Origin of the sequence: Dinghuibacter silviterrae (assembly GCF_004366355.1) — a bacterium.
GTDB classification, from domain to species: domain Bacteria; phylum Bacteroidota; class Bacteroidia; order Chitinophagales; family Chitinophagaceae; genus Dinghuibacter; species Dinghuibacter silviterrae.
Window position 1 is genome coordinate 467040 of sequence record NZ_SODV01000002.1, and the last position, 18296, is coordinate 485335.

The following is an 18296-nucleotide window of genomic DNA, read 5'->3' on the forward strand; positions in this document are numbered from 1 at the left end:
GAGAACACCGGTGTTGATGTCGTTAGCGCTTTTTTGGACGGTGACCCTCCACGCCCAGCACCACCACAAGGCGGTCGTCCCGATACAGCAGCGCATCCTCCAGCAGGTGGACCAGAATGATTCGGTGATTAAGGTGACGGGGGCTTCGGATACGGTGGTGCCCTATTTGTTGGGCAAACAGGAAAGACTTTCGCTGGCGATCAACCAGATCGGGACGTTTTACCAACACGGATTCGATACCATTGCCATCTCGATAGAACTGCCCACGGTGGAGGCCGGGTTAGCCCGGTTCAAGGACTTCCTGGCCACCCGTGGACAGCAAATGAATTTGCGAAGCCTGAACAGTTTCCTGGTCCTCATGTCGGAATCCACGGAAAAATTGAAAGGCTGGCAGAATACGCTCAATGGCTATTCCCAGGAGATGAACGCCATATCGGGCGAGGTGGAGAATATCGTGGACGACTCCACGATCAAAACCCTTCCCGCCGACTCGGCCTTGTACCAGGTGGCGGTACAGGAGCTCCGGATCATCGATTCCCAATACAAACAGGTGGATTCCCTGCAGCGGACGGGTTTTACACGGATCGGGTTGTTGCAGAAACGCGTGGAAATGGCTTACCTGGCGGCCAACGACATCAGCGATGAAGTGAATTACCGCATCAAGCATGTCAAGGAAGAGATCTGGAACAGGGAAGAAAATGAGCTCTGGGGCATCCGGCCGGCGGAGTATAAAACCAACCTGTTTACCATCATCGGCGAGGGTTTCTCCCGCGCTTACCGGGTCATCGGGTTTTATATGACGAGCACCTGGGATACGCGCAGCATCAACCTGGTCGTGTTGGTCGTGCTGGTGCTGTGGACTTGGGCTAACCTTTTCAGAATCAAACGCAAAGGGGATAAGGTCGCTTCCCTGGCGCCGGTCCATTTCCTGCGCCGGAGCATCCTGGTCGGGTGTATCGTGCTGGTGATGACTTTCGGTGCCTTCCTGGAAACCAATATACCCATGTCTTACCTGCACTTCACGGGGATCCTGGAGTTGATCGGTCTCGGCTACCTGTTGTATCCCTACCTGACCAGGGAGGGACGGCGGCTGGGTCTTTGGCTGGCCATCCTTTGGGTGGGCTATGCCATAGACGACCTGCTGGGTGAAACGGCTTACCTGGAACGCTGGTTGCTGGTGGCCGGAGCGATTGCAAGCCTGCTTCTTTGTTACCGGTTGTTGCGGTCCCCGGGGAAGCTGCTCGCCGGGATCACCTATCCGTCTATTTTCCGGAGCCTGGTGGTGGTTACGACGATCTTTTCCACCCTGTCATTGGGTTTTAACGTGGCCGGCAGGACCACGCTGTCGAAACTGTTTGGCCTCACCGGGATCCACAGCCTGATGTACGCCGCGTTGCTTTGGGTATCGTCGACGATCGTCCTGGAGATCATCTATATGCAGTCGGAGGCCTACAAGGAAAGCCGGTTCTCGGCCTTTTTGAATTTCACCGAGCTGAGAAAACGCTTTCAGTTTTTCCTGCGTCTTTTCTCCGGTCTTTTCTGGTTGATCATGTTCACCCGGAACATGAGCATTTTCGAGCCCTTGTACGAGCTGACGGCGGACTTCATCGCCAAACAAAGGACCCTGGGTAGCATTACCTTCAGCTTTGGCAGCGTGTTTGTCTTCCTGCTGATCATTTGGATCGCCTCCTTTCTTTCCCAATTCATCAATTTCCTTTTTGGATCGGGTCAGGAGGGCCGTAAAGGCAAGATGGGCACCATGGCCCTGATCGTCCGGCTGGGGGTATTGACCATCGGCTTCCTGATCGCCGTCGGGGCGGCCGGTATTCCCCTGGAAAAAATATCCTTTATCATCGGCGCCCTGGGTGTGGGCATCGGTTTTGGTCTCCAAACCATCGTCAACAACCTCGTCAGCGGGATCATCCTGGCTTTCGAACGGCCGATACAGGTGGGGGACCAGATCGAAGTGGCGGGCCGCTCGGGGATCGTCAAGGAGATCGGGATCCGGGCCAGCAAGATTTCCAACTTCGAAGGCGCGGACATCATCATCCCCAACGGCGACCTGCTGAGCCAACACCTCGTCAACTGGACCCTGTCCAACCGGAACCGGAGGGTGGAGGTCAGGGTACGGGTCGACCAGGCGTCGGACGTGGCCCAGGTAACCGACGTCCTCAAAGGCGTCCTGAGCGCGCACAAAGATATCATGAGCAGCCCCGGCCCCTCGGTCCTGATCAGTGGTTTTGCGGGGAACTGGGTGGAATTCCAGCTGTTGTTCTGGGCGGAAGACCTGGGGAATACGGGGAGTCTTACACACGCGGTCATTTCCGAGCTAAAAGACGCTTTTACCCGGGAAAAGATCCGGTTGGTCAATCCCGCTCAGGATATTTACGTACGGGAAACGGGGGAAAAGGAAATGTAATACCTTTGCACAGTCCCCATGCTCTACGCGGTCGTCGATATTGAAACCACCGGGAGCCATGCCAGCGAGCACGGCATTACCGAGATCGGTATCGTCATCACCGACGGCAAACGGGTGCTGGAGTTTTACGAAACCCTGGTCAACCCCGAACAGCCTATCCCGCCTTTTATCCAGGTCCTGACCGGCATCGATGACGAGATGGTGGCCTCGGCCCCGCTTTTTGAAGAGGTGGCCCCCCGCATCTTCGAGCTTTTGCAGGACAAGGTTTTTGTCGCGCACAACGTCAACTTCGACTATTCTTTTGTACAGCACCACCTGCGCCACGCGGGGTTTGGGTTGAATACACGCAAGCTTTGCACGGTCCGGCTTTCGCGTAAAGTTTTCCCGGGTCTGGCGGGGTATAGCCTTGGCAAGCTGACCCGGCAATTGGGCGTGACCATGGAACGGCACCACCGGGCCGGGGCGGACGCGCAGGCAACGGCGGAAGTGCTCCACCGCATCCTGGGGGAAGACCGGGGCGGTCACGTGGAGGCCATGCTGAAAAGCAAACAACACCAGCAACAGCTCCCCCCGAACTTGTCGGAAACGCTCATCCAGCAACTGCCGACCGGTCCCGGGGTGTACTACTTCCACGACGCCCACGGCAAGGTGGTCTACGTGGGCAAAGCCAACAACCTGAAAAAGCGGGTCCTGGGGCATTTTGCCGGGAACGATACGGGGCTCAAACGCCAGTCTTTCCTGGGCCATATTCACGAAGTGACCTTCCAGGTCTGCGGGTCGGAGCTTATGGCTTTTATCCTCGAACACGCCGAGATCCGGCGGCTCTGGCCCCTGTTCAACTATGCCCACAAACACCCCGTGGAAGCGTTTAGCCTCTATGTTTTCGAGGACGTCAAAGGGTACCTCCACCTGGTCCTGGACGGGAAGAAAAAGCACCTCGAACCCGTATATACATTTAACATGCTCGTCGAAGGTCAGTCCATGCTGCGCAAACTGATCCAGCAGTTTGACCTTTGTCCGCGGATGTGTTTCCTGGACAGGACCGCGGGCCCCTTCCTTTACGAGGAACGCGGGGAGGCGGTGGAGGCCTACAATGCCAGGGTGATGGAGGCCGTGGCGTCGTTGCGGAAAAGCCTGCCTACTTTCGCCGTCGTCGAACGCGCGGAAGGGTCGGCGGACGAGGCGTGCATCCTTATGGAAGAAGGCCGGTTCTACGGGATGGGTTACCTGCCCAGGGGCGTACCCGTACCCCAGGTGGAAGAACTCAAAAATATGCTCACGCCCTATCCCGATCATGATTATATACGGGGGTTGATCTACAGATACATACAACGGTGGCCAGGGAAAAAAATAGAGTTAGCTACAGTCTAGCGGGCCACAGGCCCGCTGCCCGAAGGGGGCCCCGTAGGGGCCCGACCGCAGGTCATTAGCGATGTTTCGGCGAAAGGTTATATTATTAATATAACCTTTCGCCGAAACATACGAGACAACTTTTTTCTTTCATTTCCGGTTTTTACTTTCGCGCCATGGTACAGTTTGCCCAGGATGTAGCCGCTCGGCTCCAGATACGCATACAACAGGTCGAGGCGACCCTGACCCTTTTCGAAGAAGGCGCCACCATCCCCTTTATCGCCCGTTACCGCAAGGACCGGACGGGGGCGTTGGACGAGGTACAGATCCAGCAGATCCAGGACACGGCGAAGTTCCTCCAGGAATTTTCGGAACGGAAAACGTTTATCGAAAAGACCATCACGGAACAGGGCAAGATGACGGACGACCTTCAGCTTAAGATCAATGCGTCCACGACCCTGGCGGAACTGGAAGACATCTACCTGCCCTACAAACCCAAGCGCAAGACCCGCGCCCAGACCGCCCGGGAGAACGGCCTTGAACCGCTGGCGATGCAACTGCTGGAGCAAAAACCGATGGACGTTTCCGCTTCCGCGGCCGGTTTTATCAACGAGAAGGTCGCCTCCGCGGACGACGCACTCCAGGGTGCCCGGGACATCATCGCGGAGATGATCAACGAGGATGCAACGGTTCGGGGCAAGATGCGCAGTTTATTTGAGCGCAAGGCCACGCTCCAAAGCAAGGTCGTGCCGGACAAAGAGCAGGAAGCCATCAAATACAAGGACTATTTCGACTACCAGGAACCGGTGTCGGACGTCCCCAGCCACCGCATCCTGGCGGTGCTGAGGGGTTTCCTGGAAGGCTTTCTCCGGGTGGCCATCGGGCCCGAGGAAGAACTGGCCCTTCAGCAGATCGAAGACCAATATGTAAAGTCTTCCGGGGAGGCGGGCGAACAAGTCAAAAAAGCCGTCAAGGAATCCTATCGTCGCCTTCTGCAACCCAGCCTGGAAAGCGAACTCCGGACGTTGCTAAAGACAAAGGGGGACGAAGACGCCATTGCCGTGTTTGCTGAAAACCTGCGCCAACTGTTGCTGGGCAGCCCGCTGGGGAGCAAACGCGTCCTGGCCATAGACCCGGGGTATCGCACGGGTTGTAAAGTGGTTTGCCTGGATGAAAAGGGCGACCTGTTGATCAACGACCTTATTTATGTACACGAAGCCAACCGGGCGGAGGCGTCGGCGGGCAAGCTGCGTCACCTGGTCAGTCATTACAAGATAGAAGCATTTGCCATCGGGGACGGAACCGCGGGCCGCGAGACGGAACAGTTCGTCAAACGGCTGGAACTGGGGCTCCCGGTTTTCCTTGTCAATGAGGACGGCGCGTCGGTGTACAGCGCATCAGAAACCGCCCGCCAGGAATTCCCGGAACAGGACATCACGGTCCGGGGCGCGGTGAGCATCGGGCGCCGCCTGATGGATCCGCTGGCCGAGCTGGTCAAGATCGATCCGAAGTCCATCGGGGTGGGGCAGTACCAGCACGACGTCAACCAGGTCCGGCTCAAGGAGCGCTTGGACCAGACCGTGGTGTCCTGCGTGAACCAGGTCGGGGTCAACCTGAACACCGCTTCCAAACACCTGTTGAGCTATGTGAGCGGTATCGGCCCCTCGCTGGCGGAAAACATCGTCCGCTACCGGAGCGAGGTGGGCAAATTCGGCGGCCGCCGCGAGCTGCTCAAGGTTCCCCGTCTGGGTGAAAAAGCATTCGAGCAATGCGCGGGCTTCCTCCGTGTCAAGGAAAGCGACAACCCTCTGGATAAAAGCGCGGTCCACCCGGAAGCCTACGCCCTCGTAGAGGAAATGGCGCGCGACCTCGGCACCACGGTCTCGGACCTCGTCGGTAACGACACCCTGATCGGGAAGATACCGGTCAAAAAATATGTCACCGCCTCCTTTGGCGAGCACACCGTAAAGGACATCTTAGGTGAACTGAAAAAGCCCGGGCTCGACCCGCGGAGCGAGGCCACCCAGTTTGAATTCGCCCAGATCTATTCTATTGAAGAAGTCCAGGCGGGGATGATCCTCCCCGGTATTGTAACCAATATTACCCGTTTTGGCGCCTTTGTGGATATTGGCGTGAAGCAGGACGGGCTGGTGCACGTCTCCGAGGTCGCGCATAAGTATGTCGAGGACCCTTCTACTGTGCTGAAGCTGAACCAGCAGGTCCAGGTGAAGGTGCTGGAGGTGGATACGGTGCGCAAGCGCATCTCTCTGTCGATCAAGCAGGCGGATCCTGAGGGGGCGGCGGCGGCCCGCGGCGGGCGCGACCAGCGCCGCGGCGGCCAGCGGGGCGAGCATGGCGCCGGGCGTGGCGGTGATCACGGTGGATCGCATCGCGACGGCGGTGGCCGCGGCGGTGATCATGGCGGATCACACCGCGGCGGCGAACACGGAAGCGATCAGCGCGGAAATCACGGCGGCGGTCGCGGCGGTGATCATCGCGGCAACCGCGGCGACGCGCACGGCGGCCCCGGAAAGGAATCCGAGTCCATGGAGGACGCGCTGGCGCAGCTCAAGAAGAAGTTCGGAAAATAAAGTTCGCGGGTCGCGGCGCCCGCTACGTCGCTGCTGAACCCGCTGCGGCGCCCTACAGCAGCCCCCGCACCCGCGCCACAAACTCGCTGCGCGGTATCATCTGCGCCCCCAGGCTCTCCAGGTAGGCCGTATACACCTGGCAGTCGATGAGCTCGACGCCTTCGGCGCGGAGTTGTTCCACGTAGGAGATAAAGGCGAACTTGGAGGCGTTGCTGACGTGGCTGAACATGCTTTCCCCAAAAAATACCCGCCCCAGGCGGATGCCGTACAGGCCACCGACAAGGACACCGTCCTGCCAGGTTTCGGCGCTGTGTGCATAACCGAGGCGGTGGAGTTCGGTATAGGCCCTTTCCACTTCGTCGGTGATCCAGGTACCGGCCTGACCTTTGCGGGGTGTTTGTTTGCAGGCGCGTATGACGGCAGGGAAGTTTTGATTGGTGGCGTAAGTAAACACGCCTTTGCGGAAGAGCCCCTTCATACTCTTGGACACCTTTAGGGCGGGGGGATACAGGACAAAGCGCGGATCGGGGCACCACCAGAGAGGGGTGTCGCCTTCGTACCAGGGGAAGATCCCTTCCCGGTAAGCCATCAATAAACGTTGGGTAGAAAGATCCCCACCTATGGCCAAAAGACCGTCGGGCTCTGCCCGGTCGACGGGGGGGAAGGACAGCGTATGATCAAGCGCAAACAGCATTAGCTCCGGACGGCGGCTTCGATGGTGGCGCCGATGCCGCGGTCGGTGATGGCGGTACATTGAGGCTCCAGGTCATCGTAGGAGCCGTTTTTGACGGCGTATTTACCCCGGTGGTGGATGAGCAGGGCGCATTGCTCGGCTTGTTCGTAGCTGTGTCCGCATACTTCCACCAGGGTTTCTATGACCCAGTCGAAAGAATTGACCTCGTCATTCCAGACGATGAGGCTCCAGGGCTGTTCATCCAGTATGTCCGTTTCGAGGTCTTCCGATTCCCAGGGGCGGGTTGCAGGCATAGGGTGAAAGAAATTGGTCTGCGGCAAATTTACACTATTCCCTTAAATTACAGGCCTATGATGCACCCGTTATCTCTAGCGATGAGTCTGACGTTGCCCCTGAAGGACCCCGTGCCCATCTTTTCCCTGGTGCTGTTTATCGTTCTCCTGGCACCGATCGTCCTGAGGAAGTTCCGCATACCCAGCATCATAGGATTGATCCTCGCGGGTGTAGCCATCGGCGACCATGGTTTTGACCTGATCGAAAAGGGATCGATCGACCTTTTTGGCCGGGCGGGTTTGTTGTACATCATGTTCCTGGCGGGGCTGGAGCTGGACATGAACGAATTCAAAAAGAACCGGTACCGGAGCGGAATATTCGGACTGCTGACGTTTTGTATTCCCTTTTGCCTGGGTATGCTGGTGTGCTCGTATGTCCTGCACTTCAATTTTATCGCCTCCCTGCTGACGGCCAGTATGTTCTCGACACATACACTCGTGGCTTACCCGATCGCGAGCCGGTTGGGGATCACCAAAAGCGAAGCGGTGACGATCACGGTGGGGGGGACCATCATTACGGACTCGGCGGTCCTGCTGATCTTAGCCGTGATTACGGGGTATGGCAAAGGACAACTGGGGCAGGGTTTCTGGATACAACTGGGGGTGTCGATCGCCATTTTTGCGGCGGCGGTGTTGTGGGGTTTCCCATGGCTGGGCCGCTGGTTTTTCAAAAAGATCAAGGACGACAAGGTGACCCACTTCATATTTGTTTTTGCGCTGGTGTTCTTGGCAGCCTTCCTGGCGGAGCTGGCCGGCGTGGATGCGATCATCGGCGCCTTCCTGGCGGGTCTGGCACTGAACCGGCTTATCCCGACGACGTCCTCGTTGATGAGCCGGATCGAGTTTGTGGGGAACGCCATCTTTATCCCTTTTTTCCTGATCAGCGTGGGGATGCTGGTGGACCTGCACATCCTGCTGAGGGGGCCCGAAGCGCTGATCATCGCAGGGGTGCTGACGGCGGTCGCCCTCGGGGGAAAGTGGGCTGCCGCCTGGATCACCCAACAACTTTTCCGGTATACGCCGACACAGCGGAACGTGATCTTCGGTTTGAGCAGCGCGCACGCGGCGGCGACGATCGCGGTGATCCTGATCGGGTATAATATGAAGATCGTCGACGAAAACGTCCTGAACGGGACGATCATCCTCATCCTGATCACGTGTATGGTCGCCTCCTTTGTGGCGTCCAACGCCGGCACCCGCCTGGCGGTGTCCGAAGCCGAAGGACAGCCGGACCTGGACAAGGGGCCGGAAAAAATATTGCTCCCGGTACTGTCCCCTTCGCGCGCGGAAGGGCTGCTGGACTTTGCCGTGATGATCAAGGAGTCGAGCCTGGAAACGCCCATCGTTTCATTGGTGGTCGTCAAGGACGACGACGAAGCCCGGGAAAAGATCGTCCTGAGCCATCGCGTCCAGGAACAGACGGTGGCGCGCGCCTCCGCCACGGAGAACGAAGTACAGACCATCACGCGTATCGACCTCAATGTCGTTGACGGGATCGCCCGTACCGTGAAGGAGCTGGCGATCACCGACGTTGTCCTGGACTGGGAGGAGAAAGCATCGACCACCGAGCGGCTTTGGGGCACCCTTTTCGGGACGACCCAGGAGAACATCCTGGGCAGCGTCCGGGAAACCATTTATTCCTGTTTGTTCCACGTCCCCCTGAACACCACCGCCAAAATATACGTCGTTGCCTTCCGGAATGCGGAATACGAGGTGGGGTTTTCGCACTGGATGCACAAAGTGCTCCGGCTTTGCAAGGAAACCGGTTCCCGGCTGGTGCTTTGCTGCGCCCAGCCGACTTTCGTCGCCTGCGACGCTTTTATACAAGGCGCCCAACTTGCCCTGGAATACAGCCATGAATTGCTCAAGGACCCGGAAAACCTTACGGGTGCGCTCGACGGCACGGTGTCGGGGAACGACCTGCTGATCCTGGTCAGCGCCCGGAAGGGGACCTTGTCCTACCATCATTATGCAGACAACGCCCCCGCCCGTCTGCAGCGGCATTTCCCCGCGACCAACCTCATCGTCATCTATCCTGAACAAAATGAGGCGGAGGCGTTCGAGCCCGGCATCCGTTCCGAGGACCTGATCCTGACGCCGATCCAGGAACAGATCGAAAACTTCAACCGTCTTGGAAAGATGGTGAAGCGGTTTTTCAAGGGCCGGAAATAGCGCATCAATTTCTGATAAGAAAAGGATAATTCCGTTACTGTTCCAGTACGACAGACTTCTTACTTTTATTTTAATAAATGTAAAATTGACAATTATTAGATCCTTCCTTCATTTGAAGAGAGGGACAGCGATTGTTTTGCTCTAAAAATTAACTTCTTATGAGAGCTTATCTGCTTGCCTGCTGGGTGTCTGTCACCCTTATGGCCCCTTGCGTCCCGCTACTGGCGCAACAACCCTCCGCCGTAACCGGCACCGTCCGGACGGACGCGGGTGACGCCCTCCAGGGTGTTACCGTCACGGAGACCGGCACCCGGAACGCCGTCACCACCAACAGTAAAGGTGTATTTACCATCACCGTCGGTCATCTTCCGGCCAGCCTGACCATTACCTATGTAGGTTACCAGACCAGGGTGGTCAAGGGATCCGGTGACCTGAACATTATTATGACGGCGTCCAAGTCGAGCATGTCCGACGTGGTCGTGGTGGGCTACCAATCACAGCGAAGACGGAATGTCACCGCTGCGGTGTCGTCTATCAAAGGGGAGGAGATCGAAAACGTCCCCGAGGCCAGTTTCGACGTGATGCTCCAGGGCCGCCTGGCGGGCGTGAGTGTCCAGTCGATGACAGGTGAACCCGGAGCAAAACCCAACATCGTCATCCGGGGATCCACGGACATGGATTACGGGGATGCGAACGGCGGTAACACCGGCCCCTTATATGTTATCGATGGGGTGATTTATGATGTAAACAATATGCAGGGGGCGTACTCGGTGTCCAACCCGCTGAGCCTGATCGACCCGAACGACATCGAATCCATAGACGTATTAAAAGACGCATCGGCTTCCGCCATATACGGCGCCAGGGGCGGTAACGGCGTCATCATCGTCAGGACGAAAAGGGCCAGGCGGTCGGAAAAACCCCAGGTCAGCTTTAGCGCTTACGGGGGTGTGACGGCGCAACCCAACTTCAAAAAAGTACTCACGGGTGCGGCAGAGCGTGCGCTGAAGCTGGAGCTCCTCAACACAGAGGATGGCTATTCCGACCTGGCCCTGGGTGGCATCCCTCAGGCATTGACCGACAGCCTGAATCCCGTTTTCAACGGGGATGTGGACTGGCAGGCCATGCTGATCCGGAAGACGGCCATCGTCAATAACCAGGACCTGAGCGTGGCGGGTTACTTCGCGGGAAACAACGCCTACCGCATCTCGCTGAACCACTATAGCGAACAAGGGGTGGTCAAGGGCTACTCGCTCCAACGCCTGTCCCCGGACATCAACCTTACGCTGAACCCGATGCGGAAGCTGAGCGTGAATGCGGACTTGCGGCTTTCCTCGGAAAAACATATGCACGGGGCCGGCCAGGAGGGGAATCCGTTCCTGTTTACTTCCTGGAATTTCCCCACCTCCCTGATACAACTGACACCGGCGGAAGTGGCCGAGTATTCAGGTCAGGCCGATGTCTATGACGACGACAAGATCCTTACGCTGCTCGGCAGCGTCAATGCGACGGACACGCTGGCGCGCGGGTTGATGATCACCACCAACTTCGGCGCGAACAACTTCCACGAGTCGTATGGATACTTTTCCCCCACCGCTTTAAACGGGGTGGAGAACATCGCCTATATGAACGACGCCAGCAACCCCAACTGGTCGTGGGAGAACTACATGACATTCTCCAGGGACTTTGCCAAACACCACCTGGACCTGGTCGGGGGCTATTCCGCGTATGAGGCCAACCAATACTATACCGCCGCATCCGCGGCCGGCATCCAGGTATCGGGCATCTATACCCTCCAGACGGTACCGCCGGGCGCCAACCTGCAGGTCAGCACGTCACGGATGACGAAGACGACCGAGTCTTACTATGCCCGGGCCAGCTATCGTTTCAAAGACCGTTACCTGGCGACGGCCTCTTTCCGGCGAGATGCCAGCTCCATCTACAGCCCCAATTACCGCTGGGGAACCTTCCCCGCCTTTTCGGCGGGCTGGATCGCCAGCGACGAGGACTTTTTCAAGCCCCTGAACAAGACGGTAAATTTCCTGAAACTCCGGGCCAGCTGGGGGATCACAGGCCAGGACCCCGGGAGCTGGTACGCCAAATACCAGGCCCTCTACAACGACGCCAGCTTTCTCGGCGCCACCACCGGTACACTGGCAGGGAATGCCTCGTACATCTACCTGTCGGGAACGCCATCGACCTATAATGGAACGGCTGTCGTATCGCCCTTTAACTATGGCGACAACTATGTCAACGCCGGGACGAAATCCAGCAATTCCGTCCGTTGGGAGAAGTATCCGCAGTGGGACCTGGGCGGCGACATCGAGTTGCTCAATTCCCGGATCAACCTGAGCGTGGACTGGTACCAGAAGGATGCAAAGGACAAGTACCTCTGGCAGATACCCGCGGAGTACACAACGGGCTATATGTACTATTCCGGCAACTATGCCGGTGTCCGCAACACCGGTCTGGAGTTCGCGCTCAGCACCCGGAACCTGGGTCCTTCCTCGAAGATCCAGTGGAACAGTACTTTCAACATCAGCTTTAACAAGAACTGGGTGACGCAACTGCCCAACGGCAACAGGGACCTGCTTTTCGGACAACCCTGGTTCCGCAAAGCCCTGACGCTGGGGTCTCCGCTTTTTGCCTATAAGCTCTGGCAAGTGAACGGGGTGTATGCGACCAATGCGGACGTGCCCACCGACCCGATCACCGGTCAGAAGATGACGTATTTCGGCACGCCCATGCAGGCAGGGGATGCCCGCATCGTGGACCAGAACGGTGACTACAACATCGACTACGAGGACCAGGTGACGAATGGGAAAAGCCCCCTGCCAAAAGCGACCGGTGGTTTTTCCAATACGGTTTCCTATAAAGGCCTTTCGCTGACCGTATTTGCCTCTTTCTCCTACGGGAACGACATCCTGAACGGAAACCTGTCCGACGCCCTGAACGGAAGTGCGAGCTACGGCAGTTGGGGCGTCAACGCGGGCCCTGCTTCCTTAGGAGACGCGCTGAGCAATTTCTGGAGCAAACCGGGGGACCAAACCACCTACCCCAGGCTGGTCTATCCCTCCGGTGGCACGTCTGCCGTGGATCCCTGGAACATCAGCCGGTCCTATTTCCTGGAAAAGGGCGGGTTTATAAAGATCAAAACGGTGACCCTGGGATATAACCTGCCTCACTCCCTGACGGCCAAAATGGGTATCAAGGGACTGAACGTCTACGGGATGGCGGAAAACCTGCACATTTTCAAACAAGCCAAGGATATACCGGACCCCGAGCTGTATGACCCGACGACGGGTTCGGTCAACATCATTTATCCTACCGGTTTGAAATTCACTTTTGGCCTCAGGGCTGATCTTCAATAAACTTTTTATGAAACGCATATATATCCTGCTTCTTCTTACCCTCGGAGGAGTCTCTTGCAAGAAATTCCTGGACCAGGAGCCCGTCAGCTCCCTGACGGATGCGACCTCCTGGAAGACGGATGCCGACGCCAATTCCGGCGTGGCCGCCTGTTACGCACTCATCCGGTCGGCTTTCGACGCAGCCGTGTCTTATTACAGCTATGGAGACCTGCCCACGGATGAATTTGGAAACGTCCTCGACCCGGACTACCTGAATATTTCGGAAATGAACTGGGCGATCTCGGTTTCCAGCCTGAATACCTACGACCCGAAACTAAAGCTTCGGGTGTATACGCCCTTTTACGCGGCCATCCAGCAAGCCAACCGCTGTCTGTATTTTATCAACCAGATGCCCGTGAGTGCCTTTAACGGGGACGATGCTGCTTCCCAGCAGGCGGAAAAAAACAAGTACCTGGGCGAGGCGTATTTCACCCGGGCGTTCAACTACTTCTATATGGCACGCGTGTGGGGCGACGTACCCCTGGATACTTCTTACCAGGCGGACATCTCCACCTTCAACGGCATTGCCCGTTCTCCACAGGCACAGGTGCTGGAGGCGGCCCTGTCGGATCTGTCCAGGGCGAAGGCGTTCCTGAACTGGCAGGACCCTACCTCCCAGGACCGCGTGGTCCGCGGCGACAAGGGCGCCGTATTTGCCCTGATGGCGCACCTCTATGCCTGGAAGGGTGTATACGACAGTTGTGCGATGGCGTGCGACTCGGTGATCCTGTCGGGCTCCTATACGCTGGTGCCCGGCTCGTCTTATGCGACGATCTACCAGGGCCAGTCCCCCGAAAGCATCTTCGAGATTGCCCAAAACACGACCGCGGAGTCCATGACCGCCACCGCGTACAGCGCCAGCATCGCCAACTATTTGTTGTGTACGCCGCTCCTGCCCACCAACACGGTCCCCAACTGGCAGATCAATCCCGGTATTTTGTTTCAACTCTATAGCGACACCACCGACCTGCGGTACAAGAGCGGGTACACCTCGCTCAATTCGGGCAGCGTCACGTATTACTCCTGTATCAAGTATTCCAACATCCAGAAGATTACCAACAACAGTGTGAATTATTATTTGCTGCTCAACAACATCGTGGTGTTCCGGCTGGCCGATATCCTGCTCCTGAAGGCGGAAGCCCTCGCCGCGGGTCCCAAGGCCGATTTTGCCGGTGCCATGACGCTCGTCAACCAGGTCCGCGAAAGGGCGGGTATCCAGGACCTGACCGGGATCACCGGTAAAACGGCGGTGATCGATACGGTCACCGCGGAAAGGGGCCGGGAGCTTTTTTGCGAAGGACATCGCTACTATGACCTGGTGCGCAACGAACGCCTGACAGGCGCCACGCCCTTCCCCTATATGACCGCGGCCCAGTTCCAGGCGGGCAAATACTACTGGCCCCTGGACCCGACCCTCTTCGTGCTGAACCCCTTGCTCAAACAAACCCCTTACTGGGCAGCGGCACTCACCAATTGATCACGACAAATTTTGTATACCATGCGCTATTTGCTCATCATATCGATCGCCCTTTTGGCCTTGTCCTGCAATAAAAACTACCTCACCGACGGGGGAACCAGCAAGGCCAATACTTCTCTGTCCACCTACGACTATCTCGCGGGGAACACCTATCACTATTTCGATACGGTCCTCCTGATCGCCGACCACTTTGGTTTGAAAGACTCGATGAATATGTCCGGGACCTTTTTCGCGCCCACGGATTTTTCGATCAACGCGCTCATGAACACGCTGAACATCACCACGCTGGACTCCCTGTACAACCATATTACCTCCAAGTTCCTGACGCAATACATGCTGTCGCAAAAAGGGCTCAACGTCACCACCGCCACGGTGGCACCGGAAGCGTTCCCCAATTGGGCAGACACCATCTGCGCGGTGAAAAAAACGGCCTTTACCGAAACCGTGGCCAACTCGGCGTTTAACTATTACATCCTGCAATACGTCAAGATCAACGGACAGATGGATGGTGTCAACGGGCCGGTGGCCGGAGACCCCGCGGATGTGGTCCTCAACTGTCAGACCGAGGGTATTCAAACGTCGACCGGGACGACCCTCAATGTATTGGCCAACAATGCGTCCCTGGCTATCCGATAATCTTTTAAAGCGAAAAACGATGCGACTATATAAAATTTTTTGGCTTCTGTTGCTGATCCCGCTGGCATGGGCCTGCGAAAAGATCACCCACGGGTATCTCAGCGACGATGTGTTTTACCAGGTCAACCCCTTTTATGTACAACAGGGGATCACGACGACCTCTTCCTCCCTGGTGTCCAACGGGTCGACCGAGCCGTTAAACGTAAAACTCCTCTCGGTCACCGACGTATCCACCGGGGCGTCCGCCGACAGTATGTTCCTGAAAACCCAACTGATCAAAATCTTTACAGGTACGCCTACGCAAGACGACTCGACCCTGGCTATGCTAAATGCCAAGCTGGAGGACAGCATGGTGGCACCCTTTAGCGTCAATCCCATCGGGGGACGCCTACAATTCACCGGGGCCGACCTGTATGTGGACACCGGAACGTATTCGATGGACATACAGATTTCCAACGTCCGCGGAAGCAGGGTGGTGAAGGACGCCTGTCAGCTCGTGGTTACGCCGATTGCCACCAAGGACACGCTCACGTATCAATCCTGGACGACGGGGCCCACGGCCACCGGACCGTTTACCCCGGTGGCCGGCCAGATCCCGGTGACGGTGACCTACGTACCAGGCGGGGCGGACAAGATCATTTTTGTCTGGAAGGATAAAAACGGGAACAATTTCAACCCCTCCGCCGGCGAGGTCAACGCCCGGGTCGCCCGCCCCACCTTTCACAACTGGGACCCCTATTACCCCGAGACACGGACGGATACGTCCATCGAATACCAATACCCCGACGGCGTTCCCTACCTGCCGGCGTTCAGCACCGTCTCCACGGGCGGTCTCTCTTTTGGCGGGGGCATCTGCTACTACCAACTGGCGGCTGCGCATACGGATATTGGACTTTACGTCAATACCGTATCTTCCATACAGTATTACCTGACCAAGGGGACGTATGTGGTTACTTATCTTGTAAATATTGTTGCGCGTGTGCCGTAAATACTTTGTGATCGGTTTCTGCCTTTGTGGGCTGGCGGCAGGCGATGCGGCCGCCCAGCCTGGCGGGGTCCGCGATACTTTGCCCTTGCCCACAGCCCGTTTCTCCACAGGCGACAGCGCCGCCTGGGCCGCCCCTGACTTTGACGACAGCCGCTGGGCGACCCAACGGACGGGGACCGTCTGGCAGGAACAGGGGTACGAGGGCTACCACGGCTATGCCTGGTACCGCATCCATGTGCGTATCCCCTCTTCGCTTAGGGCGCATGCTTTTTGGAAGGATAGCTTACGAATATTCCTGGCTCATGTCAACGACGTTGATGAAACCTTTTTGAACGGGGTGCGCATCGGCAAAACGGGCGGCTTCCCCGAAGACCCTGGCGGCTACAAAAGCCGCTGGCCGCTGGTGCGGGAATACCACCTCCCGCTCAACGCGACCGGCATCCGTTGGGACCAGGACAATGTCCTGGCGGTGCGGGTGTATGACGGCGGTGGAACCGGGGGCATCTTTATGGGGCATCCGTTTATCGATATGTTGGAAAAAATAGATGCCGTAGACCTGGACGTTCCCGCGGACTCGATCCGCTATGGGAGCGCCGCCACCGTTACCCTGACCGCCGGTAACCGGTTTGCCGTGCCGGTGCGTGGCGTCATCACCTATGGGGTCCGGGATGTGACCCAGGGTAAGGACATCGGGTCGCATACGGTTCCGGTGACGCTGAGCCCTTTCGGCACGCGCCGCTTTGCGTTCCACCTGCCGAACCGGCCGGGTCTGGAAGTACACCTGGCCTTTACCGAAGCGGGGAGCGGGTTGACCGTCGAACGCAGGATTTGGTTTCCGTATACGCTGACACCGGTGTCCCCGTTGTCGCCGCGCGTCAACGGTCCCCGGATCTACGGCGCACGACCCGGGTCTCCCTTTTTGTATAAGGTGCCCGTGTCGGGGGCACGGCCGCTGCGGTTCCGGGCCACGGGTTTGCCGGAGGGGCTGGTGATCGACGCGTCGGATGGCATCATCCGCGGAGCGGTCCCGGCGCCGGGCCGCTTCCCGGTGACCCTCGAAGCCTCCAACCGCTATGGCCGGGCCACGGCGCCCTTGACGATCGTTATCGGCGACACGCTCTCCTATACACCCGCCCTCGGCTGGAACAGTTGGAACTGCTGGGGGTTGACCGTCGATGACGAAAAAGTCCGCCGGTCCGCCGCGGCGTTTGTGCAAAAGGGTTTGGCGGATCACGGTTGGTCCTATATCAATATCGACGACGGCTGGGAGGCATCCGCGCGCGCGGCCGACGGCCGTATTGTCGCCAACGACAAATTCCCGGATCTGACCGCGCTGAGTGGCTGGTTGCACGCGCGGGGGTTAAAGTTCGGAATCTACTCTTCCCCCGGCCCCCTGACCTGTGGTGGCTTCCTGGGATCCTACGGACACGAGGCACAGGACGCGGCCACCTATGCCGGCTGGGGCATCGATTACCTGAAATACGACTGGTGCAGCTATGACGGGATTGCCGGCACGGACACTGCGCTCAATACTTTCCAAAAGCCCTACCGCGTCATGCAAACGGCGCTGAGGGCACAACCCCGCGATATTTTGTACAGCCTTTGCCAATACGGAATGAAGGACGTCTGGACCTGGGGCGCTTCGGTAGACGGCCAGTCCTGGAGGACGACCGAAGACATCGAAGACACCTGGGAAAGCCTGCACCGGATAGGTTTTGGCCAATACCCTCTATACCCCTACGCGGGCCCGGGTCACTGGAACGACCCGGACATGCTCACGGTGGGCTGGGTGGGCTGGGGCGCCACCCTTCGGCCCAGCCGGCTGACGCCCGACGAGCAATACACCCAGGTCAGCCTTTGGTCCCTGTTGTCCGCCCCGTTGCTCCTGGGCTGCGACCTTGGCAAGCTCGACGGTTTTACACTCGGCTTGCTGACCAACGACGAGGTGCTGGCCATCGACCAGGACGCCCTTGGCCGGCAGGCGCAACGCGTGGTCCCGGATCCGGGATACCAGGTATGGATAAAGCCCCTGGCGGATGGAAGTACGGCCGTGGGGGTTTTCAATATGGAGGATACGTGCCGGCCGGTCCGCCTGAACTGGGATTCTTTGGGCCTGGGCCGTTACCATATCCTCCGCGACGTTTGGCGGCAACGCGACCTGGGTGCCGTTCAAAAGACGCTTGACGCCACCCTGATGCCCCACGGGGTATTATTGGTTCGCCTTTATTGA

At 57.9% G+C, this 18296-nt stretch carries 11 protein-coding genes; 9 read left to right on the forward strand and 2 right to left on the reverse strand.

Annotated elements, in window-relative coordinates; translation table 11 throughout:
- Positions 1–16: 16 nt before the first annotated feature.
- The 3 genes from EDB95_RS19125 (at position 17) to EDB95_RS19135 (ending at position 6360) form a co-directional block, all read left to right on the forward strand.
- Positions 17–2419, forward strand: a complete 2403-nt coding sequence (locus EDB95_RS19125; RefSeq protein ID WP_162852689.1) for a mechanosensitive ion channel family protein — start codon at positions 17–19, stop codon at positions 2417–2419.
- Positions 2420–2437: 18 nt separating this feature from the next.
- The gene (locus EDB95_RS19130) at positions 2438–3790 is read left to right on the forward strand and encodes an exonuclease domain-containing protein (protein ID WP_133995962.1); all 1353 of its coding nucleotides are present in this window, start codon (positions 2438–2440) and stop codon (positions 3788–3790) included.
- Positions 3791–3945: 155 nt separating this feature from the next.
- Positions 3946–6360 carry a Tex family protein gene (locus EDB95_RS19135; protein WP_133995964.1) on the forward strand — a complete coding sequence of 805 codons (2415 nt, stop codon included), beginning with the start codon at positions 3946–3948 and terminating at the stop codon, positions 6358–6360.
- 52 nt (positions 6361–6412) lie between these two features.
- Here the strand turns inward: EDB95_RS19135 and aat are convergent, their stop codons facing one another.
- Together aat and EDB95_RS19145 are read right to left on the reverse strand one after the other, a co-directional pair.
- Positions 6413–7054 carry a leucyl/phenylalanyl-tRNA--protein transferase gene (gene aat, locus EDB95_RS19140; RefSeq protein WP_246073747.1) on the reverse strand — a complete coding sequence of 214 codons (642 nt, stop codon included), beginning with the start codon at positions 7052–7054 and terminating at the stop codon, positions 6413–6415.
- Complete coding sequence (locus EDB95_RS19145; protein ID WP_133995968.1) at positions 7054–7347, reverse strand: ATP-dependent Clp protease adaptor ClpS; 294 nt, start codon at positions 7345–7347, stop codon at positions 7054–7056. Before EDB95_RS19145 ends, aat begins: the two co-directional genes overlap by 1 nt.
- Before the next feature lie 57 nt (positions 7348–7404).
- On the opposite strand from EDB95_RS19145, the gene EDB95_RS19150 reads away from it, so the two are divergent.
- The 6 genes from EDB95_RS19150 to EDB95_RS19175 all read left to right on the forward strand — a co-directional run bounded on the left by EDB95_RS19150 (position 7405) and on the right by EDB95_RS19175 (position 18296).
- The gene (locus tag EDB95_RS19150; protein WP_133995970.1) at positions 7405–9558 is read left to right on the forward strand and encodes a cation:proton antiporter; all 2154 of its coding nucleotides are present in this window, start codon (positions 7405–7407) and stop codon (positions 9556–9558) included.
- A gap of 158 nt (positions 9559–9716) precedes the next feature.
- Positions 9717–12926, forward strand: a complete 3210-nt coding sequence (locus EDB95_RS19155; RefSeq protein ID WP_133995972.1) for a SusC/RagA family TonB-linked outer membrane protein — start codon at positions 9717–9719, stop codon at positions 12924–12926.
- Between the two features lie 7 nt (positions 12927–12933).
- Positions 12934–14442 carry a RagB/SusD family nutrient uptake outer membrane protein gene (locus EDB95_RS19160; RefSeq protein ID WP_133995974.1) on the forward strand — a complete coding sequence of 503 codons (1509 nt, stop codon included), beginning with the start codon at positions 12934–12936 and terminating at the stop codon, positions 14440–14442.
- A 21-nt stretch (positions 14443–14463) separates the two neighbouring features.
- Positions 14464–15078 carry a hypothetical protein gene (locus EDB95_RS19165; protein WP_133995976.1) on the forward strand — a complete coding sequence of 205 codons (615 nt, stop codon included), beginning with the start codon at positions 14464–14466 and terminating at the stop codon, positions 15076–15078.
- Positions 15079–15097: 19 nt separating this feature from the next.
- On the forward strand, positions 15098–16066 hold the full coding sequence (locus EDB95_RS19170) for a hypothetical protein (protein WP_133995979.1): 969 nt from the start codon (positions 15098–15100) through the stop codon (positions 16064–16066).
- Positions 16056–18296, forward strand: a complete 2241-nt coding sequence (locus tag EDB95_RS19175) for a putative Ig domain-containing protein (protein ID WP_133995981.1) — start codon at positions 16056–16058, stop codon at positions 18294–18296. Before EDB95_RS19170 ends, EDB95_RS19175 begins: the two co-directional genes overlap by 11 nt.